This is a genomic window from Polynucleobacter sp. 73C-SIWE (assembly GCF_018882465.1).
GTDB lineage: Bacteria > Pseudomonadota > Gammaproteobacteria > Burkholderiales > Burkholderiaceae > Polynucleobacter.
The window spans coordinates 119768-145200 of sequence record NZ_JACVOK010000002.1 but is presented as its reverse complement, the minus strand read 5'-3'; the positions used below and the strand labels follow the sequence as shown (position 1 = coordinate 145200).

General features: G+C 45.5%; 24 protein-coding genes and 1 riboswitch. Of the genes, 7 read left to right on the top strand and 17 right to left on the bottom strand.

What is annotated here, in order from left to right; all coding sequences use genetic code 11:
• Position 1: 1 nt before the first annotated feature.
• The 13 genes from ICN17_RS06960 to ICN17_RS06900 all read right to left on the bottom strand — a co-directional run bounded on the left by ICN17_RS06960 (position 2) and on the right by ICN17_RS06900 (position 9185).
• A complete protein-coding gene (locus tag ICN17_RS06960) occupies positions 2-277 on the bottom strand; it encodes a hypothetical protein (protein WP_216236805.1) in 276 nt (91 codons plus the stop codon).
• 63 nt (positions 278-340) lie between these two features.
• On the bottom strand, positions 341-616 hold the full coding sequence (locus ICN17_RS06955) for a hypothetical protein (RefSeq protein ID WP_216236804.1): 276 nt from the start codon (positions 614-616) through the stop codon (positions 341-343).
• A gap of 97 nt (positions 617-713) precedes the next feature.
• Positions 714-1076 (bottom strand): hypothetical protein, encoded by a 363-nt coding sequence (locus tag ICN17_RS06950; protein WP_216236803.1) that lies wholly within the window; start codon positions 1074-1076, stop codon positions 714-716.
• A gap of 22 nt (positions 1077-1098) precedes the next feature.
• On the bottom strand, positions 1099-1554 hold the full coding sequence (locus ICN17_RS06945; protein ID WP_216236802.1) for a hypothetical protein: 456 nt from the start codon (positions 1552-1554) through the stop codon (positions 1099-1101).
• Positions 1555-1645: 91 nt separating this feature from the next.
• Positions 1646-1743, bottom strand: a riboswitch (SAM-I-IV-variant riboswitch).
• A 113-nt stretch (positions 1744-1856) separates the two neighbouring features.
• Entirely contained in the window at positions 1857-2402 is a 546-nt protein-coding gene (locus ICN17_RS06940) for an HD domain-containing protein (protein WP_216237581.1), read from the bottom strand.
• 32 nt (positions 2403-2434) lie between these two features.
• Positions 2435-3403, bottom strand: coding sequence for a hypothetical protein (locus ICN17_RS06935; protein WP_216236801.1), 969 nt, complete (start codon positions 3401-3403; stop codon positions 2435-2437).
• Positions 3404-3430: 27 nt separating this feature from the next.
• Entirely contained in the window at positions 3431-4294 is an 864-nt protein-coding gene (locus ICN17_RS06930) for a hypothetical protein (RefSeq protein WP_216236800.1), read from the bottom strand.
• A complete protein-coding gene (locus ICN17_RS06925) occupies positions 4291-5760 on the bottom strand; it encodes a DUF4407 domain-containing protein (RefSeq protein ID WP_216236799.1) in 1470 nt (489 codons plus the stop codon). Before ICN17_RS06925 ends, ICN17_RS06930 begins: the two co-directional genes overlap by 4 nt.
• A 228-nt stretch (positions 5761-5988) precedes the next feature.
• Positions 5989-6339, bottom strand: coding sequence for a YkgJ family cysteine cluster protein (locus ICN17_RS06920; RefSeq protein WP_216236798.1), 351 nt, complete (start codon positions 6337-6339; stop codon positions 5989-5991).
• Between the two features lie 56 nt (positions 6340-6395).
• Positions 6396-6944 carry a TIGR00645 family protein gene (locus ICN17_RS06915; RefSeq protein ID WP_216236797.1) on the bottom strand — a complete coding sequence of 183 codons (549 nt, stop codon included), beginning with the start codon at positions 6942-6944 and terminating at the stop codon, positions 6396-6398.
• 142 nt (positions 6945-7086) lie between these two features.
• Positions 7087-7230: a hypothetical protein gene (locus ICN17_RS06910; protein ID WP_201721488.1), complete on the bottom strand. Its 144-nt coding sequence runs from the start codon at positions 7228-7230 to the stop codon at positions 7087-7089.
• A gap of 144 nt (positions 7231-7374) precedes the next feature.
• Positions 7375-8685: a Y-family DNA polymerase gene (locus ICN17_RS06905; RefSeq protein ID WP_216236796.1), complete on the bottom strand. Its 1311-nt coding sequence runs from the start codon at positions 8683-8685 to the stop codon at positions 7375-7377.
• Entirely contained in the window at positions 8685-9185 is a 501-nt protein-coding gene (locus ICN17_RS06900; protein ID WP_216236795.1) for a LexA family transcriptional regulator, read from the bottom strand. The genes ICN17_RS06905 and ICN17_RS06900 overlap by 1 nt, the downstream gene beginning before the upstream one ends.
• Before the next feature lie 214 nt (positions 9186-9399).
• On the opposite strand from ICN17_RS06900, the gene ICN17_RS06895 reads away from it, so the two are divergent.
• On the top strand, positions 9400-10467 hold the full coding sequence (locus ICN17_RS06895) for a tartrate dehydrogenase (RefSeq protein WP_216236794.1): 1068 nt from the start codon (positions 9400-9402) through the stop codon (positions 10465-10467).
• Entirely contained in the window at positions 10464-11426 is a 963-nt protein-coding gene (locus tag ICN17_RS06890; RefSeq protein ID WP_216236793.1) for a tripartite tricarboxylate transporter substrate binding protein, read from the top strand. Before ICN17_RS06895 ends, ICN17_RS06890 begins: the two co-directional genes overlap by 4 nt.
• Before the next feature lie 98 nt (positions 11427-11524).
• Here the strand turns inward: ICN17_RS06890 and ICN17_RS06885 are convergent, their stop codons facing one another.
• Together ICN17_RS06885 and ICN17_RS06880 are read right to left on the bottom strand one after the other, a co-directional pair.
• Positions 11525-15061 (bottom strand): UvrD-helicase domain-containing protein, encoded by a 3537-nt coding sequence (locus ICN17_RS06885; RefSeq protein WP_370625964.1) that lies wholly within the window; start codon positions 15059-15061, stop codon positions 11525-11527.
• Entirely contained in the window at positions 15058-18048 is a 2991-nt protein-coding gene (locus tag ICN17_RS06880; protein WP_216236792.1) for a PD-(D/E)XK nuclease family protein, read from the bottom strand. Before ICN17_RS06880 ends, ICN17_RS06885 begins: the two co-directional genes overlap by 4 nt.
• 110 nt (positions 18049-18158) lie before the next feature.
• On the opposite strand from ICN17_RS06880, the gene trxA reads away from it, so the two are divergent.
• The 5 genes from trxA (at position 18159) to ICN17_RS06855 (ending at position 23742) form a co-directional block, all read left to right on the top strand.
• Positions 18159-18485: a thioredoxin TrxA gene (trxA, locus tag ICN17_RS06875; RefSeq protein ID WP_087909738.1), complete on the top strand. Its 327-nt coding sequence runs from the start codon at positions 18159-18161 to the stop codon at positions 18483-18485.
• Between the two features lie 268 nt (positions 18486-18753).
• On the top strand, positions 18754-20016 hold the full coding sequence (gene rho, locus ICN17_RS06870) for a transcription termination factor Rho (protein ID WP_011903147.1): 1263 nt from the start codon (positions 18754-18756) through the stop codon (positions 20014-20016).
• Between the two features lie 163 nt (positions 20017-20179).
• Positions 20180-20527, top strand: a complete 348-nt coding sequence (locus ICN17_RS06865; RefSeq protein WP_087909737.1) for a type B 50S ribosomal protein L31 — start codon at positions 20180-20182, stop codon at positions 20525-20527.
• Positions 20528-20628: 101 nt separating this feature from the next.
• Positions 20629-22347 (top strand): glycosyltransferase family 39 protein, encoded by a 1719-nt coding sequence (locus ICN17_RS06860; protein WP_216236791.1) that lies wholly within the window; start codon positions 20629-20631, stop codon positions 22345-22347.
• A gap of 3 nt (positions 22348-22350) precedes the next feature.
• Positions 22351-23742: an MATE family efflux transporter gene (locus ICN17_RS06855; protein WP_216236790.1), complete on the top strand. Its 1392-nt coding sequence runs from the start codon at positions 22351-22353 to the stop codon at positions 23740-23742.
• An 11-nt stretch (positions 23743-23753) separates the two neighbouring features.
• On the opposite strand, the gene ICN17_RS06850 is transcribed toward ICN17_RS06855, so the two are convergent.
• Together ICN17_RS06850 and lpoB are read right to left on the bottom strand one after the other, a co-directional pair.
• Positions 23754-24791, bottom strand: a complete 1038-nt coding sequence (locus ICN17_RS06850; protein WP_216236789.1) for a hypothetical protein — start codon at positions 24789-24791, stop codon at positions 23754-23756.
• A 16-nt stretch (positions 24792-24807) separates the two neighbouring features.
• Complete coding sequence (lpoB, locus tag ICN17_RS06845; RefSeq protein WP_216236788.1) at positions 24808-25398, bottom strand: penicillin-binding protein activator LpoB; 591 nt, start codon at positions 25396-25398, stop codon at positions 24808-24810.
• Between the last annotated feature and the right edge of the window lie 35 nt (positions 25399-25433).

Below are 25433 nucleotides of genomic sequence, written 5' to 3'. Positions count from 1 at the left end.
ATCAGTCCCTCCTTGCTCGTTGAGCTTCTAACGCCCGATTGATGCGCAGGTGTAATTTCAAGGCAGTTGAAAAGTAGTAGAGTTTCGGATTGAGTTTGATATTGGCATACTCCCAATCTGCTATTTCCAGTCCCACTCCTTTAGCCCAATAGTAATACTTGCCACCATCCTCAATGGCGATACCGGTATATTGATACTCAGATAGGCCCCGCTCTGCAGGATCAAACTTTTTTAATTCATCAGAATGCAGCGCTACATTAATTAACTGAAAATTCATTTTCTTCTCCTCTTTAGCCAATTGGACAAATGTCAGGGCTTGGCAATTTGGTTTAAATCCGCCCTACTTCTTAATATTGTTAGATTGCTGGCTTGGTTTTACAGCTCTATCCCAAGGGTTAGGATGCGCTGTCCAAAGACCACATCTGCCCTCTAATACTTCGCCTGCCACAAGTACTTCCGATGGTAGGCAGTAATGCAAAGCCAAACAACTTGATAGCAACTTTGTTGCATCATCCATCGCAAGTATGAGTACCCACTGTGGCACTTTTTTACGAAACTGCGCTTGATAAGCTTTTACTTTTTGCTTCCAGTGATAATCTGCTGGTATTCGATACATAGATCTCTCCTCTTTAGCCAATTCGACGCTTGTCTGGGCTTGGCAATTCGGTTTAAAGCCGCCCTGTGCTGCTTTCTTTTTTGCTGCCTATCCTCGCTTAATGGATGACAGCCTCCGCTACCTCAGGCTTTCCCTCGGGATTCTTTTTTTGGTTTGTCACCAAAAATTCCTTTGTCTCTAGGGCCGTTATTAAATAGGCATCAGTCGTATTCCGAAATGCTTCATGACCATCTTCTTTGCTATAAATATAAGTGAGGCTGTAGATCAAGTTATCACCATCCTCACCATCGACTGTGACAGTGTTGCCAGTATCGCTATCAACCACTCTAAGCCCTCTACAAAACTCTGGCTTCTCACTATCTACCCAACTCATATCGAGTCGGTCAATATCAAAACGCAGGCTACGAAATAGATTATTTACTGTAAAGCGAGCGCCATTCAAATATGTGTAATCACGCATAAGACCTCCAATGTGGATCGATTTATCTATCGGTTTCATTATCAAGACTGGTAGGCTCAAATAATGAGCTACTAGCTTTGATTTCTTCGATTGCCGGGATTTTTATCCACCAACCCGCCTGGTAATTCCGACCTTTTTTCCTCGTCTTAAAACTAAACCAATTGCTACTAGTTGTTTTAATGGGTATCTCGTACAGCCATTCATCAGTGATGCAGATATGGCCTGATGGAAAAAACCCATGGTCTGCATAATGAAATAACAGTAGGTTCAGTAAGTACTCTCGCTTTAAAAATGAATAAGCATGAGTACCATGCGGTCCATAGCGCTGTGGCGAACAGTGATCTACGATGAGCTTGGCCCGCTCAATAATTTCTTTATCTTGGACATTGGCATCAATATTGGCCACCCAAGTTTGATTACTGCCGCTCTTACCCCATGTAGTCTGAGTTCGATTTGAATCTCGTTTAAAAAAAGACATGTCATTCTCCTATTTAGCTAGTTTGACCAAATGTCGGGCCTAGCAATTTGGCTTAAAGCGCCCCAAAACAAAAAACCCACCAAGGGGTGGGTTTGTCGCTTTTGATTACCCACAAGGGGTCTCATCTTTTTAGCACCTTACTGCGTTAGCAGGTTGCTGTGGCGACAAAGCCATCTCTTGATGTAGATTGAATTATGCAGACTTTTGAGTCAATGTGTCAAGATAAATTATCACCCTCGGCATGCACAATTTTTACTATAGCAATCGTATCTTGCAAGTAACGCTTAAGGATGGCATGAGAGTTACTTACCCATCTCAGTTTGATACTCGGCCCTACCTTTTTTAACTAAAGCATCAAAAACTTTCTCTAGCTTAGAGTTTGATCCTCTAATGCCTGCCAAGACTGCAACTGCCCATTCGAAATACTCTTGTTTTCTTTTGATATCCCAACCACTGGGGGGAGAGGCCAAGATATCTCGCAAATTACAGATTTTGTCGGCCAACTTAACTAACTTTGCCTCATGAGAGGAATGAGGGGCATGTGCAATTTGCTGCAGCTTGCGCTCTGCTTTCGGTAGCGCCTTATCGTCCGTTACCTCCAAAACGATTGAGGTTACGTTCTTTCCGAATGCTTTCGTTAACTCTTCAGCTGTAGTCTCAGTATCTTCAATCGTGTCATGTAATAAGGCAGCGCATAGGACATCCCAATTTAAAACACCGCCCTCATTTACTAAGACATCCACTAAAGCGATTGGGTGATTGATATAAGGCGATGCCTCCACGTCCTTGCGACGTTGGTCTCGATGCTTGGTTGCTGAAAAAGCTAAAGCATGAACAAAGTTATTAATCATGATGTCATCCATTATAGGGATGAACTAACTTACTCAACACTCACCTGCCCAATGACTGCGCCAGGCTTTTGCAAAGCCTCGGCTCTACGTGCAAGATACTCAGGGTTCTTTGCACCGATAAGCCCTACCTGTTTATCGGTACCATTTGCACCTTGGACTACCACGGAGTCATTTCCAACAGCCTTCACTGACTCTAAGACCGAGCCATCCAACTTTGTTGCTGGTGCAATATAAGGCTTGGTCGATGCAGGAGATAAAGGAGTTACTGCACGATCAACCGTAGCCGGATCCTCAAGCTTGCTCGGTGTATTGGGGCTTGCAGTTGCTGGTGTTGGTGCCTGACTTAACTGCTCGACCTTAGCCGGAGCTACTGGCTGAACCACTGGTGGGGTTGATGTCACAGGGGCAGACGTCACAGGCGCGGCATTATGATCTTTAGTAATGCCATCCAATTCTTTAAAGGCTTCTCCTGATCGGTTCTGAATATCTTTAGCTGATTTGGCTACGTTTTTTGATCCTAGTGGTAACGCCACTAAAACATAAGTACGAATGCGATTGCCTTCAGCCACATGCTTCATCTCCACTGTTTCTACCCCAGAGATATCAACATCAGGGCAAAGACTGCGAACTGTTAACTCTGAGTTTTCAACTGAGGCAGCATCGTTATCGGCGCGGTACATCTTCATTTGGCTGCGAACCTTACCGCCGGCGCCGGTACAAATCTTCACATAGGCCATGGTTTTAGCTTTGAGGTCAGCCATCGAAAAATCGCTGCTGATGGCCGTACCATTCTCATAAATCACGCCTGACTCTTTTGGTAGCTTGTACATCCAACCAGGCGCTTCACTAATCGCTTGTTTGGCAACTCTTGATTGCTGACGGTATTCATCTTGCTGTTGATTTTGAGCTTGCTGTACTGGGTTAGTTCCACATGCAGTTAGAAAAATTCCTAATGCACCGCTTACTGCAATTCCTCGCAGATTGATTTGCTTTTTCATGATCATGATTCCTCTTTTAAATAGATTTCAAAATTTATCGACTACTGTCCATTGATTGACACCTGACCTCACGGTCACTAAGGTAAAACGTACTGCTTGGTTTAAATGCATCTCTGTTTTTGAGACAAGCTGATACACATTGCCTTTCCATTTACGCAATGCTGAATTGGACACTCCGCTTACAAGCTGCCTCGGGCTAAAACTCATCTGATCACCGATGCGTATAAAAGGCTTGTCATCTACATAAGGAAAGTTGGTACAAATTTCTTTACGAGTTGACTTGTGATCGCTAGCTATGAAGTTGGTCTGCACAATGCCTGTCTTTGCTTCTACCGTTTCTTCAAAGTAGCAACGTGGTGTAGATGTCGGGGGCAGATTGGGGCGAGCCTGCAGGTCAGCCTTTATAAGCTCTGGACTTACTTCAGATCCTTGACAAGCAAATCGAATGGACCAAATTCGATACTTGGCTAATGAGTAATAACTCTTGCTAATTTTTCCGGGATAAGCATTCCCCTCCACCCCATCAACCGTATAAAAGCGACTACGTCTTAACTGGTCATCAAGCAATGCAATCTGCTCGGTTCTTTGTTCGCAATTAGGCTCAAATCGAACTAAATCTTCGTAACTTAGGCGCTCAAACGTAGGTGAGCTAACTGGGGCGGTGGCGCCCACTGTGTTAGCCATTTTCTGTGTAGATTTTTGTTGGTTGTAATAATTAGTGCTTGAGTTATTCGCATAAGTACTCTTTACAGGCGCTTTATATGTTTGCGCTGTATAGCTAGGTTTTGTTGGGGCAACATATGGACTACTGTAGCTATAGTTGTTATAGCGAGGCGTGCTTGAGCAGGCTACCAGTAGCATTGCTAAGCATCCAGCTATTAGCAATCTCATAGGGATGACTCTGCTGATAAGCCGTTAATGCCACCAAAATTAAATACCTTCGCCCCTTCTTTGGCTGCATGACCCTGCTCTGTCTTTTTACTATCATCAGCACTTTTCGCCGTGAATGGTTTACTCATAGTTGACATTGTTGGCGTCACTACACGATTCATAAACTGATTGCCAGCCTGTGAGAATGTTTGTGTAAATTGGTGCTGAGCCTTTAAATAAGCACTGCTCTGACGCTTGAGCGCCTCCAACTCTTGGCGCAATCGTTCATTTTCAGTCTCTTGAGTGATCTTTTGCTTAACAAGATTGGAGTCGTACTCTTGCCGTTTAGCAAACTGCTCCTTTTCCATCAGAGAGTGCTCATGCTTTGCGAGAGTAATCTTCGCTTCAGCATCCAGACGTCGTGCAGTGCTTTGATTAACCTGCCCTATTGATCTCGTTTTATTTTCATAAGCAAATAAGGCTATCCGATGACCAAGAGGAGATTGCCCTGCCTGTAGCTTGAGAAGAATTGGCATAAGCTCTAAACACAATTGCAAGAGTGTGATCAGGGCGTACTTCAGCAGCGCACCAGGATTGTTGCTGATCAGGGAAGAAAGTACGTCCGCTGAGGCTATATTGATATAGGCTTCATTGATCTTTGTTGCCTTATCTAGATCCTTTGCAATATCTTTTTTTGCCGTATCGATATCGCTTTGGGCCTGAGTAATGGCTACCCCCATTTGCGCAAGCTCAGCCTCTTTAGGGCCTACATAATTTCGATGGTTTTCGCGATAGATGCCATCGATCCGCTCACATTCGCGCTTGTCCTTAGCATACAAACTAATGATGTCATGCTCATCCAAATCTGGCGCATAAGTTGTTTTCGTTTTTTTGTTGTAATCAGCAAAGCATTGTCCAACTAGACCGCGTTGCCTTACCAACTCTGGAGTTAATGAGGAAATCTCTTTTCTTAACCTAGCAGTCTTACTCTCAAGATTACTTAATCCCGCAGTCTTATCCGCCAACTCATACTTCTCCTGATAGCGCTCTTTTGCTTCTGAAAAGCGCCCATCTTTCATATCCTGAGAATGGATCGCAAGTTCGGACTTCAAAAATAATGGCATCGTAAATTGACTACTAAGCGAGCCAATGACGGTGATTAAGAAAATTCGAATTCCAAGATAGACGTATGTAAGCTTTTTATCTGCGTCGTATCGCGTATCTGCAAGGTATATAAAGTTTCGATCCAGCACCAAGACGATGGCAGCGCCAATGCTAGCGAATACAAGCGCCATCACCACTTGCCAAATAATGTGTAAGTCCATTGCCAGAAACCAGCCTGCAATGCCAAACTGCAAAGCGGCTAAGAAGGTCGCAAAGGCAATAGCTACGCCAATCTTGCTTAAACTGCCGATCTCTTCAGTTGAGGCGTCCGCAGTAATGCGATGACCAGTGAGAAATACTAAGTGCTGACGAATAGTTGACATGCATTCATCCAATAGTTGTAAGGTTGAATGCAGTATTGAGTCTTAAAGGCTCATAGAATGAGCTTAATAAATTTATGGGGAAAAATTGCCCATTTAAGCAATATATACTGTATGTATATACAGTATCATAAAATCATTCCCGAGTCCAGACCTTCCCCACCATCAACCTTGTCGGTTGAGATCTTTGTTTTACGCTGAGATTGCTCAGGCTGCTCAGGCTAAATAGTTTTAACTGACTTGCTTGTTTTGATTTAGCTTTTTCTGCTTAGCAATATGCTGTAGTTCTTGGCACTTTGCATTGATTGTTCCATCCTCATTAAGGATATTAAATTCTCGGCAAGGACTTGGTCGCTCCTCGTAAATAGAGCAGCGATAGCCGTCTTCTTTAGTGTGCCTCAGTGCAATGCAAGGTGCTCCACCTTTCTCTGTACCCTTCATGCAAGCTAAGTGATCTGTGAGCTTCGTTGTGAGTTCTCCAGGAACGACTCCAGTGCCATTACCAGCAATTTCTCCATGGTAAAAACTCACCCGAAAATGCTGGCAACACTGCCCGCATTCAAAACAGGGGTTTGATGTCATTCAGCTTGACCTTCATGGAAATCACTATTTTAGCCGTCAAGAGAATCTACTGATTCTTATTCTGAATGTGGCTTGTGGGCTGCAGTCACTATTTTTTCAGTATAAGCAATCGCTAGGGCAGACAACACAAAGGTAACGTGTATCAGCGTCTGCCACATTAAGGTCTTTTCATCATAGGATGCGGCATTAATAAAGGTCTTCAATAGATGAATCGATGAAATGCCAATGATCGCTGTTGCCAACTTCACCTTGAGAACGCCAGCATTCACATGAGATAACCACTCAGGCTGATCGGGGTGGTTTTGTAACTCCAAACGCGAAACAAAAGTTTCCCAACCACCAACAATCACCATCACCAACAAATTCGAGATCATTACTACGTCTATTAAACCGAGAACAACGAGCATTAATGCTGTCTCGGTCATGCTCTTATTAGCCATCATCTGAATGAGATGTACTAGCTCAATCCAGAATTGCCAGACGTATACACCCTGGGCAACGATGAGGCCAATATAGAGAGGTGCTTGCAACCAACGGGACATAAATATCCAACGTGGCAATGGACGCAATTTTTTATCTAGAAAAGTTTGTTTGTCTTCAATCATTCTTTAATATTAACGAAATTTGTGGCCTGGTGATTTTACTCAAACCCTTAAATGAATTAGGGGAATAAGAGGTCCGTGATCCCCCTATTCCCCGCAAAAACCGGCTACAACAACTGATTTTGAATTTGACCGCTTATATCTCTTACTGGGATCTGCGATTAAATGCCTGTTTTGTGGCACTTTCATGACGCTTGGTATTTTTCAATACTGCGCAATACGACAGGATCATGATCACTGCCAAAGAGATGCCATTAAAGTTATTCATCAAGTTACTAATTGTGTTCATTTGCTTCTCCTCTGATGTCATTGAGTTACTGCTTTTAGTTACCACTACGAATTCAGAATAATTGACTTAAAGCTCACGAAATGAGCTTGTAAAAAATCCTTGGTTTTGCTGTTGTTTTTTTCTTTGGCTTTCATCTCTGGCGCCCTATCTCACGACCGGTAACTCATCCCACTTGGTGGTGTAGTTCGGTGATTTATTACTTGATCTCATTTGCCATCCTTGCTTGGTACCGTTAGTTCCTGCAGCCGCAGATCGAATCACTGCATTGCCAAAGCGAGTGTTGATCTCATCCATCGCTTTCATGAGATGTGCTGACTTGCCCTTGCTTTCCACATCCTCAAAGAGTGATTGCTGTACTGTTGGCTTATCACCAATCAGATTCAGAATGACACCTGCTTTCTTGTATCGAAAGTGAGGTTGATAAATTTGCTTTAGGCCTGCTAGCGCTGCATTGGTTAAGGTCAGCGTGTCATCGCTTGGGTCGACCAATGGAATCGTGATGCTTTGATGGTGCTGCGGCTCGTGTTGCTTAAACGGGTTTGTCTGAATAAATACTGTGAGCGCGCCCGTAATGCTGTTTTGGGTTCTGAGTTTTTCAGCTGCGCGCGCTGCATGGGTGGCAACGGATTGGGCCAGCTCTACTTGACTGGTCACTAGCTTTCCAAAACTGCGTGAGGCAATAATTTGCTGTTTAGCAGGTGCTACTTCCTCCAACTGTAGGCAAGAGGTACCACGCAGCTCATAGCAAAGGCGCTCCATCACGACGCCAAACTGTTGGCGCATTGCTTGTGGTGAAGCTTGTAACAGATCGAACACACTCTGAATATTTTGGGCTTTGAGTTTTTTGGCGATTTGCCTGCCAACACCCCATACCTCGCCCACTTCAGTCTCACTCATCCACTGATACAGCTCTGGTTTTGCCATAGCATTCACATCACATACGCCACCGAAATGCTGATGTTTTTTGGCTAAGTGATTGGCTAACTTGGCTAAAGTCTTACTCGCACCAATACCAACGCAAACTGGTAAGCCAGTGGTGTCTTTCACTTGCTGCTTGATCTTTTGCCCTAACTCAATCGTGTCTTGGTATTGCTTTAAGACGGTTTCAATTTGCAAAAAACTCTCATCGATGCTGTAAACCTCGAGGTTGGGCGTAAAGCTTCTGAGCACCTGGACTACACGGCTACTCATATCACCATATAAGGTGTAGTTCGATGAGCAAGCCTTGATGCCGTGCTTCTTAGCAAGCTCTTGCATCTGAAACCAAGGCGTTCCCATTTTCACGCCTAGTGCTTTGACTTCGGCACTACGCGCTACTGCACAACCATCATTATTTGAGAGCACCACCATTGGCACTTCTTCTAACTTCGGTTGGAATACGCGCTCACAAGAAACGTAGAAGTTATTGACATCCACTAAGGCGAACAATGTATTGGATGGTGAAGGCGCGCTCATCACTTGCCCCCCTTGTTATATCGTGTACTGGCATTGCTGTACTTGCGCACTACCCCAACAACCACGCCCCAGATTTGCAACTCACTACCTTCATTAAAAGTAATCGCTTGGTAGTTTGGGTTTTCTGCTTGAAGTTCAACGCGCCCGCGCAATTGATAAAGACGCTTAATGGTGTATTCACCATCGACTACCGCCACTACGATGTCTTTGTGTTTTGGCTTGAGGGCCTTATCAACCACCACCTTGTCGCCATCACAAATCCCAGCGCCCAGCATGGAATCCCCCTTCACGGTAAACATGAAGGTGGCTGGCTTGTTCTGAACCAGGTAATGGTTTAGATCTAGGCCATCCTCGGCGTAATCTGCCGCTGGGCTAGGAAATCCAGCTGAAATCCGGTGGCTCAGGAGCTTGAGCTCATAGGCGGCAAAATGGCCTGCCAAGGCTTGTGGAGCTTGGCTGAGGCTTGCTTTAGTGGGGTTCATTTGCTGCGTCATAGTCATTAATATACTGTATGTTTATACAGTATATGTAAAAACCGTAAAAATGAGGCTGTTTTTGTTGTTTTGATGCCTTTGGGGTACTTTCTAGGGGCGGCTACTAGCCGTAAACCCCAAGTCCACCCCATCTCTATTTGGCAGTAATGGATTGCATAATGGCTCTAGAAGTTATTACTGCATTAACTAAAGTAACTCAGATAAAAACAGTAGGAGACAAATGAAGACGTACAAGATAGCGTCGATTCCAGGCGATGGAATTGGCAAGGAAGTGATTCCTGAATGCGAAAAGGTGTTAACTGCCTTAAGCAAAAAACATCCTGAAGTGGCTTTTCAGTTTGAGCACTTTGATTGGGGTGGCGATTACTACCGCAAGCACGGCATCATGATGCCCAACGATGGTCTTGATCCTTTACGCTCTAAAGATGCCATTTTGTTTGGTTCGGCTGGCGACCCTAAAATTCCGGATCACATTACTTTATGGGGTTTGCGTTTAAAGATTTGCCAAGGCTTTGATCAATATGCAAACGTGCGCCCTACTCGCATTCTTCCTGGCATTGAAACTCCTCTGCGCAATTGCAAGCCTGGTCAGCTCGATTGGGTCATCGTGCGTGAGAACTCCGAAGGTGAATACTCTGGTGTAGGTGGTAGAGCACATCAAGGCCACCCCATTGAAGTAGCTTCTGACATGAGCATAATGACTCGCGTTGGGGTTGAGCGTGTACAGCGCTTTGCCTTTAAGTTAGCGCAGTCCCGTCCTCGTAAGCATCTCACTGTCATCACCAAGTCCAATGCCCAGCGTCATGGAATGGTGATGTGGGATGAAATCGCCAATATTGTTGCTAAAGATTTTCCGGATGTTACTTGGGATAAAGAATTGGTTGATGCGGCAACAGCGCGCATGGTCAATCGCCCCGAATCTTTAGACACCATTGTGGCCACCAACTTACATGCGGACGTACTGAGTGATTTAGCTGCAGCGCTCGCAGGCAGCTTAGGCATTGCACCAACTGCCAACCTAGATCCAGAGCGTCGCTATCCATCGATGTTTGAACCTATTCATGGTTCTGCTTTTGACATCATGGGTAAGGGTCTTGCTAATCCTATTGGCACCTTCTGGTCAGCAGTCATGATGCTCGACTTCTTGGGCGAAAAAGCTCTCGGAGCCAAGCTCATGGCCGCCATTGAAAAAGTCACCGCCAATCCTAAATTACATACTCGTGATTTAGGCGGCGCAGCCATGATGAGTGATGTCACTAACGCAGTAATTGAGGAGATCTCCAAATGAAGCGATTTAAATTTTTGATTGTTTTACTAAGCGCCTGTTTCATTTCTGCTGGATTGCTATCAGGAGCGAGCGCTCAGCCTTTTCCAGATAAAACGATTCAGTACATCATCCCCTTTCCACCGGCTGGTGAATCTGATTTAGTAGCACGCTATCAAGCCGATATTTCTGCCAAGAAATTCAAGCAGCCCATGGTGGTCATGAATCGTGCTGGTGCTGGTGGCGCATTAGTATGGAGCGCCCTCAATACTTATCCGGCTGATGGCACTACAGTAGTAGGCGTCAATATTCCACACACAATCTTGCAGCCACTGCAAGAAGGTATTCAGTACAAGACTGAAGACATTAATGCGATCTACTACTACCACTTCACTCCCGATGCCTTGATGGTCTCTGCTGATAGTCCTTACAAGACCTATCAAGAATTTATTGCTGCAGCCAAGAAAGATCCAGGCAAGATGTCTTTAGCAGGTTCGGCCCAGTTCTCAGCCAATCACATGGCCGTTGAGCGTCTCAATAAATTGGCTGGTGTCAAAATCAATTACGTTCCCTTTAAAGGCACGGGTGATTTGATTACCGCCTTGATTGGTATGCACGTCGATGGCGCTATGGGCTATCTGCCATTAGCCATTCAGCAAAAAGGTAAGGTGCGCACACTGGCAATTGCGACTGAGAAGCGTAACCCTGCTCTACCGGACGTACCTACCTTTAAAGAGTTGGGCCTGAACTGGGTAGACGGTGCCTATCGTGGCGTTGCTGTACCTAAAGCTACCCCACTAGTGCTACAACAAAAACTCTCTGACTACTTCGCACAACTCAATGCAGACCCTGAAACTAAGAAGAAGTTAGAGGACTCTGGATTTGTGATTGTGGATATTCCCTTGGCAAAAATGCCAGCATTTATCAAAGAGAAATCTGCTCAAGCCATGGAAGATGCCAAAAATGCAGGGATGATTAAGTAAGGATTACTGATTTTTCTTTCTGTTTATTTCTGTTTAATTTTTCCTTCAAATAAAAAACCACCGCATTCGGTGGTTTTTTATTGGCAGTGACATGCACCCTACTTCACTTCTACGATCTCACCTTTAGACGAAATCAAGTAAGCCTTATTGGGTTTGTCTTTCCGGATGCGGGTGAGCTCAGTTTGATAGCCCTGTAACTGCTTGCGGTATTTTTCATACATCTCACTACCCTCTTTAGGAATAGTGAGCTTGTAATCAATGATCGCTAGATGGTCATCTAACTCCACTAAGCGATCCATGCGGTAGCTCTTACCTTCTTGGCTAGCGATATCAAGCTCATTCCAAGCTGCAATCCACTGTCCTGATGTGAGGTAAGGCTTGAGCGCTGATGCTTCTAGCACTGTCTGTGTACGCGTCACCAGTCTTTGCGCCTGCTCTTGATCTACGGATAGCCAATTCATAATCTCTTGCTCACTTGGCATCCCTGGCTTTGCGGTATTACTTGAGTCTGGTGTCAAGAACTCCAGCAGCTTATGAAAATTTGTACCCTCTTCCAATATTTCTGGGTCGGGTTCATTTTCTACTGCTGTTGGAGTAGGTTGAACTGCTGCTTGAACTGCTGCTCCACTCTCAATATCGCGTAACTGTTCTTGATGACTTCGTTTTGCCTCTTCCCAGGAAATCTGGAAATCTTCAATACTGAAAGTTTCTGCAACTGGAGGGCTCTCTTTTGTCGTGCTTGACTGCTTGGTTGTGCCGTCAGAATAAGTAGCGCTTGTCTTAATAGGCTCTATGGTAGGTAACTTGCCAAATTGAGCTCTGGCGTACCAAGATTTCTGATCTAAGCCCATTGGATTATTTGTCGTAGGCTCTTTTGCCACACCACTAATCCAAAGGCCTTGTTTGGCACGTGTCATTGCTACATACAGCAAGTTCCAGTTTTCATTCTGGCTAATCAGCTCTTCATCCTCCCGAATTTGAATACGAGGCGAGGTTAAGCCTGCCTTGGTATACATCGAGAGATGCGATGGACTTCTATCGTTCGGTGACCACTCTAATAAAACGCCAGAATGATCCGATGCACCAACCGTATGATTTGCATCCAAAATAATCACAAAGGGAGATTCCAGACCTTTGGCACCATGGATTGTCATGAGGCGTACGCGCTTATGCTGATCTTCCTCTGACATCTCGCTATCTTCATCTACTTCTGCTAGCTCGGTATCAGATTCGAGCTCAACATCACCTTCATCTGGTGTTTCATCGTCATCACTGCGACGTATTGCGTTGATCTCGTCAATAAAGCGACCTAGACTTGGATAACGACCTCCATCCTGATTGAGAGAAAGCTCCAAAAAGGCATCTAGGTTGGCAACTACCTGCGCACGAGCTAAAGGCTGAGCACTGACTGCGTACTCAAAACGCAAATTGCTCTCTTGATAAATTTGATCCAATAAGTCATGAACTGGTAAATGTTCTGCTAATACACGCCAATGCTCTAAAAAGCGAGCTGCTCTTTGGGCTGATGCATCTTGGCTATCTTGTAAAGCATCCCACCAAGAGCGGTATTGCTGATTGGCTTTGGCAATACTTAGATGCTGCATTTGCTGATCAGTAAAGCCAAAGATCGGGCTTCTTAATACTTGCGCTAGAGGTAAATCATGGCGCGGTGATAGCAATACCGTGAGTAAGGCTACTAAATCATCAATCTCAAGTGTATTGAGCAGGCCGCCAAGTCTGGAGCTGTCATAAGCCAAATCGGCTTCACGCAAGGCTCTTTCAAACTGCGGTAAATATTTACGGCGTTTGACGAGCAATAGGAAATCACTTTCTCTAGCGGGGCGCCAAAACTTGCGGCCATCTTCTTCATCCATCACTTGACGTGTGGCCATCACCTCATGAATCAGCTTACTAATCTCTTGGCCCTCAACATAGCGCTGCGTAGCTGCAACGGTTTGGTTCACATCAGTAATGGGCGCATCAAATGCATTGCCCTCTCGAGGAGCTAGCCCTTCTTTGACGTATGGGATGAGCGGTAATAGTGCGGCCTCACCCTCTTTTGAATAAATCTCATTCGGCAAGCCCTCTACTATAGGTTCCCACAAGGTATCTTGCTCATGAAAGTCATAGCTAGGTGGCAATTGCGAGCGTGCAAAAGTGTCATTCACAGCCGCATTAATTTTGGGAGCATTACGACGCGTTGTATCTTGATCTAGCGCTACCGCACCCATCTCCGATTCCAAGAATGCTTTTGCGCTAGCAAATAAACGCGGGTCGGCTCTGCGGAAGCGATAAATCGATTGCTTGGGATCGCCCACAATAAAGACGCTAGGCCGATCTTTAGTTTGGCCGTAAGCCTCAAACCAGGAGCGCAGAATCTGCCACTGCAATGGATTGGTATCCTGAAACTCATCAACCAGAATATGTTTATATTTAGCATCTAAACGCGCTTGCAAGTAAGCCGCATTGGCGTAATCTGCCATTAGCTGACTCACACCGATTTCTAAATCATCAAAATCACGCACCCGCATCGCTTCTTTGGCTGCAGCAGCATGATCCATCATGCGCTCGCTCATTGCAAACCAAGCAAGGTTTAATTCATAAACATCTTTTTCAGCTTGCCAATCCAAATATTCAATAAACGCTTGTGCCCAAGCTTGCTTATAAGCAATGTGATCTGATTCGAGATGACTTAAGCCTTCTTTTTGAAGATACGTTTTAACCGCTCCAAGCGCTTTATTATTATTAGAGCGAGATTCACCATCTCCATTTAAAAATACTAGTTGTAGGTTGCTTGCAACTTCCATGACATCACCACCACGTTGCATGCACTCCAGAGCAGAAACTAGACGTGGCAAAAATTCAGTCTCTTGAGTGCTGCTATGCGCAAAGCAGCGCACCAGAAACTCAAGGTCTGCCCTTGCTGTTGGTGCATTCCACATCTGCAGCAAAGGATTATCAAGATGAAGTCTTGGTAAAAATTGCTTGAAGTGCTCAATTGGAGTAATCCCTTTTTGCTTGCAGGCCTCTACAAAAAAAGTCCAGGCACCCCGCTGTTTCATGAGGCCATAATTGCCCATCAAGAACTTTTCAGTATTGCTTGCACCTAAGTGTTTTAGAAGAACGTCATAGTGCGCCCTGAGATCTGCTGGCAGATCTCCCCACCAATCATCTAAGCACTCGTCTAATAGTCTTTTGCCATCCTCACGCAAACTAAAGCCAGGCTGCACTTCTGCAGAGATCGGGGCGGCATTTAATAACCTGCCAAACCAACCGTGGAAGGTATCAATCACAATCGACTGAGGGCTAGCGAGCACCTTGTTATAAAGTGCCTTAGCCTGAGGCAGTAAGGCTCTCGCCTCGCTATCACCTAAACCTCGTTTAGTTAATTCATCTAACAGCGCTGCATCGCTCATGGTTGAAAATTGCTCAAGCAAACTGTAGAGGCGATCCCGCATCTCTTGCGCAGCTTTACGAGTGAAGGTTAAGGCTAGAATTTCTGATGGCTTAGCGCCAGCAAGTAAGAGGCGAATCATACGGGCAACGAGCAGCCAGGTTTTACCGCTACCCGCGCAGGCAGAAACAATGACTGACTTACTAGGATCGCAGGCGATGGCGTTATCGAACTTTTTCACCACATCCCCTTTCTGCAGATCCCTCTTGCCTCACAGTATTTGCAGACACCATCTGGTGCAAAAGCAGTCATCTCTTTTCTGGACCAAAGATTTTGCATATCTTCGGTGATTTGCCGATCAAAGACGGGCATTAACCCTGGAACACCTTCTACTTCTAAAGACCGCGTGAGTTTTTTATCTCTCTTGATGTCTAGCTTGAGCGAAACCCACTGGGCATGATCGACTTGCTGGCCTTGGAGATGAGCGCTGGCAGGATCTTCATTTGCAGCACGAGCGTAAATGAGTAGCTGGGGGTCATCTAATACATGCTCAGCGCGCTTTTTAATCTTGGTCATCGACTGATTTTTGTAATCAATCACCTCAGACTGCCCTTCGTTTTGGATATTGACATCAAAGCGATCGGCGCGCCCTTCAATTCGAATGATGCGATGCTCACCATCAAGATCAGCAAAATGTAAATCGAAGCCGACCTTATGTTCAGCATTATGATAACGCCATCCGCTAGCTTCTCTTTGGAGTTGCCAAGCTACAAAACTAGGGATTTGTTTTTGCCAATCACGCAAGGTGCCAAGTACCCTACTATCGCCTGCAATCAATCGTTTAAATTCTTTTTCAGAAATAGCCGATAACTCGCGCTCCATCCACATACGACGTACCTGCGTATTGTTGATGATGTGAGAATCTGCTTTTTGTTCTTCAGTCTTGAGTGCTTGATAAAAGTTGCGTAACAAAGCATGCAGTGACTGCCCTGCTAAAGAGGCATCAAACCCATCTTCAAACTCTTTTGCCTCTCGTAAACCCAATAAGCTTCGCACGTAGTATTTATAAGGGCAATCTCTTAAAGCCTTATAGGCACTAGGACTCATCGAGAGTGGCAAAGGCAAATCCGGATCGATGCTGGCAACTGCCTTTTGCAGGGGCCTTGCTTTTCCACTACAGGAATCGGGCTTTGCGACCACTGCCTTCCAATGCGGTAATTGCGTCTGCAAACGCTGTATCCAGGCTGATGGTCTGAGTGGTTCACCATTTTTACTTTTACTTTGCCAGAGCAAATCAACACTTGGACAAGACACTAGGAGTTGCGATAAGTCACGTGCTTGCTGAACATACTGCGCATTAATAGTAGATGTTTTGAGCAGTCGATTTAATGCGTCTGAGAAAAATAATGGTGGCTCTGAAAATGCAGGTAATTGCTGCTCATCACAACCCACTACTACCACCGCATCAAATTGGCGTAATCGCGTTGAACTTAATGGCAAGATGCTTAAGTTTGCTTGCGCCTCTTTGCCTGTCTCCTCATAAGAAGCGTCTTCTAGAACAGATTTAATGAGGCTAATCCACTCTGGCAAGCGCATAGTAATGCTTTGATAATCACTCGAGCGCAAATCAAAGGTGTTCATGACTTCTAATAATTGCTTGCCTGCGGCATCTTGCCCTAAAGCCTTGCCCATACCAGTGTCCTGCAGATTACTTTGCAAGAGCGCATACGCATTGGAGCAATTGAGATTGAGCTCTTGCCAGACATAGTGACGCTCCCGCACAAACTGGAGCAGCTTTAATAAGGCTTCATTGGGCGCAGCATCATGCGTGGCCGCATAGGCATTAGCCCGCTCAATCGCCATATAAAAGGTTTCCCAGCCAGACTTTGCCTGACTCGCAATTAAGATGTCTTCAAGTTGCGCAATCAGGCCAATACAAACCTCGGGGGGTTTTGCTATACAAGTAGCTATATCTAAATAGGGGTTTTGTAAAAACTCGAGCAAGGCACTGGCAGTGGGCCCTTCCTTAGGAGCGCGAATCAACTCTAGCCAACTATTGATTGCTGCTGCTGCTCTAGTGGTGTCAATCTTCCAACCGGTTTCATCACGAATATTTAAGGCTGGGCCTAAACGTGCTAACAATGCTCTCACCCGTCTTGCCGCTAGGCGATCCTGAGCTACTAAAGCAATATTCGTTTTACCTGCAATTAAATATGACTCAATCGTTTTAGTGGCGGCCCAGGCTAGCTCTTCAAAACGTCTTGCAGCAATCAAATGCCAATCCTGGTAATGTGCTGTTTTAATATTGCTACTGAGTTGCTGCTCTTGCTCTGTATTTAACTCAACCAGATCACCATCTGGGTCCTCTCCGGTAAGCGCTTCAGACCATAAGGCAACCGGCTGCCAATCTAATGTAATCTTAATCACTGGAGCATATTGCGCATAGCTAGCCAAGTACTTAGCCATGACCTCTTGGTCAATCGGCTTGGGGTCTGCAGTCTGAACCCAAATAAATGGGCGAGCCCGCTCTTGATTGGCTTTTGCTAAATCTAAGTGGGCTGCCATCGCAAACTGCTTGCGAAAAACGGCATCTCCAGCACCGCTGAGGTAGCGCCAGAAAGTCAACAACACTTCAGACTCTTGATCAACCACTTTTCGCGAAAGATCTGGATACGCTAGTACGATTGTTTTTTCTAATAGGGCTTCTAATTTCTTAGTCCACGCTTCTGCATCAAGCGTACTGCCCTTAGTTAATTGATTTAACTCTTCATGCAATTGCGGAATGATGGCTTCAGACAAAATATCGCAGGCATCAATCACAGACTTTGCTAAACCCCACGCGCCCGAATCACTCTCCGCTTTAAACCAAGCTTTGAGTTTGGGATGTTTACGCAGATTGATATAGACCGATAACCATCTTTCTAAATCGGTTTGTTTCTTTGGAAACTGCCATGCACCTGGCGCTGCCTCCAACCAATCTGTAAAACTAATCACTTGCGGTAAAAAGGCAATATTGCTTGGTAGATCTTTTGGTCGGTTTTGCTCTAAAGCCGCCCTCACCCCAATCAGTGGGCCAGCAGTACTGAGCACCACCAAGGGGCGTTGCTTGGTTTGCATTGCACAATCCCAAATCCCTTCTGCTAATTGGCTAAGCGCTTGGTCATTAGGCGCAATCGCCCAAGCGTATGACTGCTTTTGATCAGAAATGGCGGGGAAAGGTTGAGGCATTAATTCAGTAATTTTTGTATTTTGAGCAGAACGTTCCGCTTATTGCTAATATAAGCGTTGTAACGCCATAATTAAATAACTCGCTAAATAAGTCTAAATAAGGAATTTTCATGAGTGCCGGCATTAAATATGTAACTGACGCCTCTTTCGAACAAGACGTCCTCAAGTCCGATAAACCTGTTCTGCTCGACTTCTGGGCCGAGTGGTGTGGTCCTTGCAAAATGATCGGGCCCATCCTGGAAGAACTCGCTGGCGAATATGGCGATAAGTTGCAAATCGCAAAAATGAACGTGGACGAGAACCAAGGTGTTCCGGCTCAGTTCAATATCCGCGGCATTCCAACGCTGATCCTCTTCAAAAATGGCACTGTGGCTGCTCAAAAAGTAGGCGCTTTGGCCAAATCCCAGTTGTCTGCCTTTATTGATAGTCATCTGTAAATAGTCTCAGGCCACAGGCTCACCCGTTGAGCCTGTGGTTTTTTCCGCTTGACGTACTTGTAAGACCCGTTTTTTAGTGTAGTATTGCGTTTAACAGTAGTTCAGCGCTTTCAATAGAGCGCTCATTTCCAGCAATTTATCTCCCCCCCTTTTTTTTCTTAAGCAAATTCCCAAAATTCTGTTTTTCCACATCTGTCTGATCTCCTTCAGCACAGCGATACCCCAAAACCAATTGATCTAATCATCTTTATCAACACCCGAGAACCACATGCAATTAACTGAACTCAAAGTCCTCCACGTATCCGCTCTGCTCGAAATGGCAGCTAGTCTGGAGATTGAAAATACGCAACGGATGCGCAAACAAGAATTGATGTTTGCCATTCTGAAAAAACGTGCGAAGGCTGGTGAAACAGTATTCGGTGACGGCACTTTAGAAGTATTGCCTGATGGTTTTGGTTTCTTGCGCTCCCCTGAAGCTTCTTACATGGCTTCCCCTGACGATATTTATATCTCTCCTGCGCAGATCCGTCGCTTTAATCTGCATACCGGTGATAGCGTTGAAGGTGAAGTACGCACTCCTAAAGATGGCGAGCGTTACTTTGCCTTGGTTAAGGTAGACAAGATCAATGGTTTAGCTCCAGAAGCCCTCAAGAACCGAATCATGTTCGAGAACTTAACGCCATTGCACCCGAACCGTGTGATTAGCTTGGAACGTGACATCAAGGCAGAAGAAAATCTGACTGGTCGCATCATCGACATGATCTCCCCGATTGGTTACGGCCAACGTGGTTTGATCGTAGCATCACCGAAGTCTGGTAAGACCGTGATGATGCAGCACATTGCTCACGCAATTGCCGCCAATAATCCTGAAGCGATTTTGATTGTCTTGCTCGTTGACGAGCGCCCAGAAGAAGTGACTGAGATGCAACGCTCCGTGCGCGGTGAAGTCGTTGCCTCTACTTTTGATGAGCCAGCAGTTCGTCACGTGCAAGTCGCCGAGATGGTGATTGAAAAAGCAAAACGTTTAGTGGAGATGGGCAAAGATGTGATCATCTTGCTTGACTCGATTACCCGTCTTGCTCGCGCATACAACACCGTTGTTCCTTCATCAGGCAAAGTACTCTCCGGTGGTGTGGATGCAAACGCATTGCAACGTCCAAAACGTTTCTTCGGTGCAGCCCGTAATATCGAAGAAGGTGGTTCGTTGACCATCATCGCTACCGCACTGATTGAAACGGGTAGCCGTATGGATGACCTCATTTATGAAGAATTCAAGGGCACGGGCAATATGGAAGTTCATCTTGAGCGTCGCCTCGCTGAGCGTCGCGTTTACCCATCGATTAACCTCAATAAGTCGGGCACCCGTCGTGAGGAGCTCTTGGTTAAAGCAGAGAATCTCCAGAAGATCTGGGTATTGCGTAAATTGCTGGCCGATATGGACGATATCGAGGCGATGAACTTCATTGTGGATAAGCTCAAATCAACCAAAAACAACGGTGAATTCTTCGACCTAATGCGTCGTGGAGGCTAATTTAGGGTCCTGGGGGCTGTTTTAGCCCCTTTTAGACCCCGAAAGTGCGCTTTGTTATTGATTTCATGGCATAATTTCGCCTTTGTTGCACCCTTTATTGCTTTTAACTTGGGAAAGTATTTAGGTTATTAACTTAAACGGCTACCCGCTCATAGGACTCAAAATGAAACCTGGCATTCACCCCGAATATCGTGAAATCGTCTTTGTAGACGTTTCCAATAACTTCAGCTTCAAGACTCGCTCCACGATGTCTACTAAAGAGACAATCAAGTGGGAAGATGGCAAGGAATATCCTTTGGCCAAGATCGAGACTTCATCTGAATCACACCCTTTCTACACTGGCACCCAAAAAATCATGGATACCGCCGGTCGTGTTGAGAAATTCCGTCAGAAATTCGGTACTAAAGCTGTTGCTAAAGCTACCGGTGATGGCGCTGCTAAAACAGCTGAGAAAAAAGCTGCTGCTGCAGAAGCTAAAGCTGCTGAAAAGCCAGCTAAGAAGAAGGCTTAAATCACTTCAATTCGCAGGGTATGTGAAATACCTGCCCTGCGAGATAATTAAGGCAGCGTTTGCTGCCTTTTTTATTTTTTGTTTTTGCTTAAATAGAGTTCATGGTCAAACTTACCGCCGCCGCTACTAAATCGATTCCGCGCATCATTATTTTTGCGCTGACATTAATTTATGGTTTTGCTGGCCTCTTCTTTCGGGATCCCTGGAAGAATGAAGATGCCATCGGCTTTGGCGGCATGTGGACTTTATTCCGCGGCAATTCCATAGATTGGATTGTTCCGCACATCGCGGGTCGCGATGCCTCTCTTGGTGCACCACTTCCCTATTGGATTGGCGCGACCTTCATTGACTTATTTGGTTGGTTGATTGGTGCTGCCAATGCGGCACGTCTTTACTCTGCTGTTTGCTTTTTCTCTGCTGCCTTAGCAATTTGGTATGCCACCTATCTTTTAGGTCGTCGTCGTGAAGTGCAGCCAATGGCACTTGCTGTTGGTGGCCAACCAGACCTAAAGAGTTACGGCATGACTCTAGCGGATGGCGCACTGCTCATCTTCTTAGCTTGCGTCGGTCTAGCACAGCGCGCTCATGAAACCACGCCAATGATGGCGCAACTCATGGGCATTAGCATCGTGCTCTATGGAACAGTACGTGGCTTAGATAAACCATGGCAAGGCGGCCTTTGGACTGGTCTTGGCATTGTGATTGTTGCCCTATCCAGCAATCTCGCTCTTAGCCTCATGGTAGTTAGCTCGACGATCATTGCCGTTCTCGCTAGCAACGCAAAGTTGCGTTTTCGCTGGACATTAACAAGTACTGTTTTAGGCTTAATTGGTTTCGCGATTTGGCCAATCATTTGGTATTTAGCAGATCTTCCAGTTCATTTGCGTCACATTGCTGAAGAAGGTTGGCGCAATGTTCCAGAAATGAGAGCAACCCCTTCTATGGAATCCCTTGGGTTCCTGAGCGTGAACTTCTGGGCCTATGCTTGGCCAGTATGGCCGCTCGCCATCATTTCATTAGCGCACTGGGGTCGAGTCAAAGAAGCTGGCGCATGGCGTGCTCCCCATCTTTGCATTCCACTGAGCTTATTTATTGGTAGCTTCATTTATGTACTGTTCCGCCTAGAGGCTAATGAACACGACCTGATGATTTTGATTCCAAGCCTATCCATCATTGCTGCCTTTAGCTTGCCGATCTTAAAGCGCAGCATGATTAGCTTCATTGATTGGTTTGCGATGTTTAGCTTTACCCTCATCGCAATTGCGATTTGGATTATTTGGCTAGCAAAAGTTACTGGCTTCCCAGAATCGACCGCCTCCAATGTTAGTAGATTACTTCCCGGCTTTGAAAGTCAATTTAATCTGCTTGGCTTTGTAGTTGCCATTGCTATTACTGGAGTATGGCTTGCAGTAGTGCGCTGGAGAACTTCTCGCGCCCCCAAAGAAATCTGGCGCTGCCTGATTATTTCCGCATCTGGCACTACCTTGATGTGGGTGCTCTTGATGACGCTCTGGTTACCAACCATTAACTACGCCAAGACCTATCGTCAAGTAGCTGCTCGTTTAGCACAGGTAGTTCCAGCCGGTGCTGGTTGCGTTAACACCAGTAATATCGGCGACTCTCAGCTGGCCTCTTTTAGTTATTTCACAAAACTTCCTCTGCGTGATGACTCCAATTGCCCTTGGATGCTCACTCATAACCAATCTGAAGCTAAAGCCTACGCAAAGCTGAATAAGAAGAAGCTACATTTGCTTTGGGAAGACCGTCGCGCCGCCGACCGCGATGAACGATTGCGTCTGTACGAAGTGATCCCGGAATAAATAGTGCCGCACTTTAAACTATCGCGACTTCGCGAAGACGTTCCTGCTTTACTCAAACTCGCTGGCCCTCTTTTGATAGGCCAATTAGCAGTGATAGCTTTTGGCGTACTCGATACTGCCATGACTGCTCGCTACTCTGCCGAGGACTTGGCTGCCTTAGCGATGGCTTCAGCGATATTTATTAGCGTTTATGTTGGCCTTACTGGCGTAGTGTCTGCTCTTGCGCCAATCGCTGGACAGCTCTTTGGCGCTAAACGGCATTCTGAAATCGGCGAAGAAGTCAGACAAGCTACTTGGCTTGCACTAGGACTAACCATTCTTGGCTGTTTGATTTTGACCAATGCAGATCATGTGCTTGAGATTTCTCATCTGAGTCCGGACATAGAAGACAAAGCCAAGTTGTATCTCAATATTCTGGCGATTGGATTGCCCGCCAGCATGGTAATGCGTGTCTTGATGGCCTTACACAATGCCGTTTCTCGCCCTGCCGTCATTACTGTCATTCAACTCATTGGTCTTGGACTAAAGCTACCCCTGAACTTGCTCTTTATCTACGGCGGCTTTGGTATTGAAGGTATGGGTGGGCCTGGCTGCGCAGTCGCTACTGTGATCATCAACTGGACTTGGATGTTATTAACCCTAGGCTTCGTTCTATTGGATCGTTTCTATAGACCCTTTATGATCTTTGCGCGCTTTAGCCCTCCTGACTGGCATCGCATTTGGGTCTTGCTAAAACTAGGGGCTCCCATTGGCTTTAGCTATTTGATTGAGGTTACTTCCTTTACCTTCATGTCCCTGTTTATTGCACGCTTAGGAACAACCGCATTAGCTGGGCATCAGATTGTGGCCAATATGGGAACTGTCATTTATATGGTCCCACTCTCACTCTCCATTGCAACTATGACATTAGTATCGCAATCGATTGGTGCAAATAAACCAGAACGTGCTGAGGAGATTGGCTGGTCTTCAGTCTTCTTTACAACCGCTACTTGTATCACGATTGGTATAGCAGTCTGGCTTTTCAGAATGCAGCTATTAGATCTCTATGATCCACCAGCTGAAGTAAAAGCCTTTTCAATTCCACTCTTTTTGTTTATTGCCTTCTATCAAGTTTTTGACGCTCTACAAGTCGCTGCAGCATTTATTCTGCGCGCATATCGAATCGCGTTCTGGCCCATGGTCATTTATGCAGGATCACTATGGGGTGTCGGCCTTGGCGGCGGCTACCTCATGGGCTTTAATGTTTTTGGAAACGTACCCACATTCTTGCAAGGTGCGAATGGCTTTTGGGCTGGCAATAGCTTAAGTCTTGCATTGGCTGCCTGCTTTTTACTCTATTTGTTTAGAAGAACAGCGGAGCGCTATGAAAGAACGCATCCGCCGCTTCAGGTGTAGCATCTTTCTACTTACTTATAAACCTTTAAAGTAGAAGCATCATCATCCAGACGGCGCTTCAGATTGCGCTCATACCCAGCAGATCCTGGGTTATTGGTCACGAAATTCTGAGCTGCTAAGTTCTTGCGTACATCTTCTGCCAAATCTAAAGAAGCAAGCTTCATGAGCTTTGCCGTACTTGGTTTATAGCCAGTATTTTTGCCATCAATTTGGACATCCTTGCCTTCGCCAGAAGCGATGAATGAGGCGACGATTTGGGCTGTCTTAGTGTCAACAATATTAAAGTCTACCGTTACCTCAAGCGTCATCTGATGAGAAGTCGATTTAGTTCCAGGAATGTCTGCCACATTATCTGTATTGGAGACTTCAGCTAAAACGCCATACAGAACATAATCAGCGTCACCAAAATCACCCACTTTAATACGCTTGACGATATCAAAGAACTCATCGCCCTGGTTAGGCATAGCTACTGTTGATTGAGCTTGTACAACTTTGTAGCCTGATTGAATCAGTAAGCCACGAATTGGGTTAGCTAAGTAACGTAACTCGCCATACTCCATCTTGTTCTCATAACCGGACTTCTTAGAACTCTGAGTTTCGGCATTAGAGCTATTACTCGACGCCTGAGGATCTACAGGAGTGACCACTGGAGCAGTGGGCTTCGGATCCGATAAATCAGTGAACTTCACTGGAAATGCAGATGGGTTTGGACCACCAGTCAGAGCAGAAGCATCCGCCTTATCGGCATCTACCTCAATTGTTCTAGGCGTAATGGTTGAGGTAACGTTGTTATTGGTTTTTTGACGGGTCTCTTCAATGAAAACTAAGTTCTTGCCTTCTTTCTTGAAGTAGATATCGGTTACTGCAATTGATTTAGATTCCGCCTTCAGAGCCTGCGCATTAATCACTGGGTTCTTAGGAGGATCAGCAGCCACCCTTCCAACAATGGCCTGCTCTGGTACGACTGCAGGAGGCTTAGAAGCACAGCCAGTCAATAAGACTAGGCCCACTCCCGCACAAACTAGAAACGATTTTTTAAGCAATGGCATTAATTAAATTCCTTGATTAGCGGGTGGCAGTCTTGCGAATCTCTTTTTCATCAGCCCACTCGAGCAAGCCTGATTCGTTATTAATGAGATTTAAGTTAAAGACGTAGTAGACATCTTTCACGTCTTTAGTGCTCTTCACGATAGAGGCAATTGAACCTTCAATACGATATTGGGCGCCCTGCATATTGCCAGTTTTAGCGATCGTACTGTTCTTATAAAGGCCGGATTGATTTTGACGCTTTAACTCATCTGTTTGATTTTGCATTTCGGTAACGCTCACTGCAAAACGGACTTGACCACTCTTCATGAGTTGCGTTCGAATCTTATCGGTAATCACACGAGTATCAATATATTCAGAGGTCTTGTTCTTGACATCTGCCAAAGTCACAATCGGTGCATCCTTGCTTCCAGAAATCGCTTTTGATTGCAAAAGTGATCTCGTCATCGCTTCAGCAATGATTTGCAAGTCGGTTGAACCGTAATTAACGTTGACAGTCTCAACCGCTTTAGCATCGCCATAACGAACTTGCGGGCCTGAGCACGCTGCCAACAAAACAGCAGAGAGTGCCAATGCAGATAAATGGATAGTTTTAGTGTGGATTTTCATGATCATTTTTTAATTAAAGAGGTTTACTCTAAAGT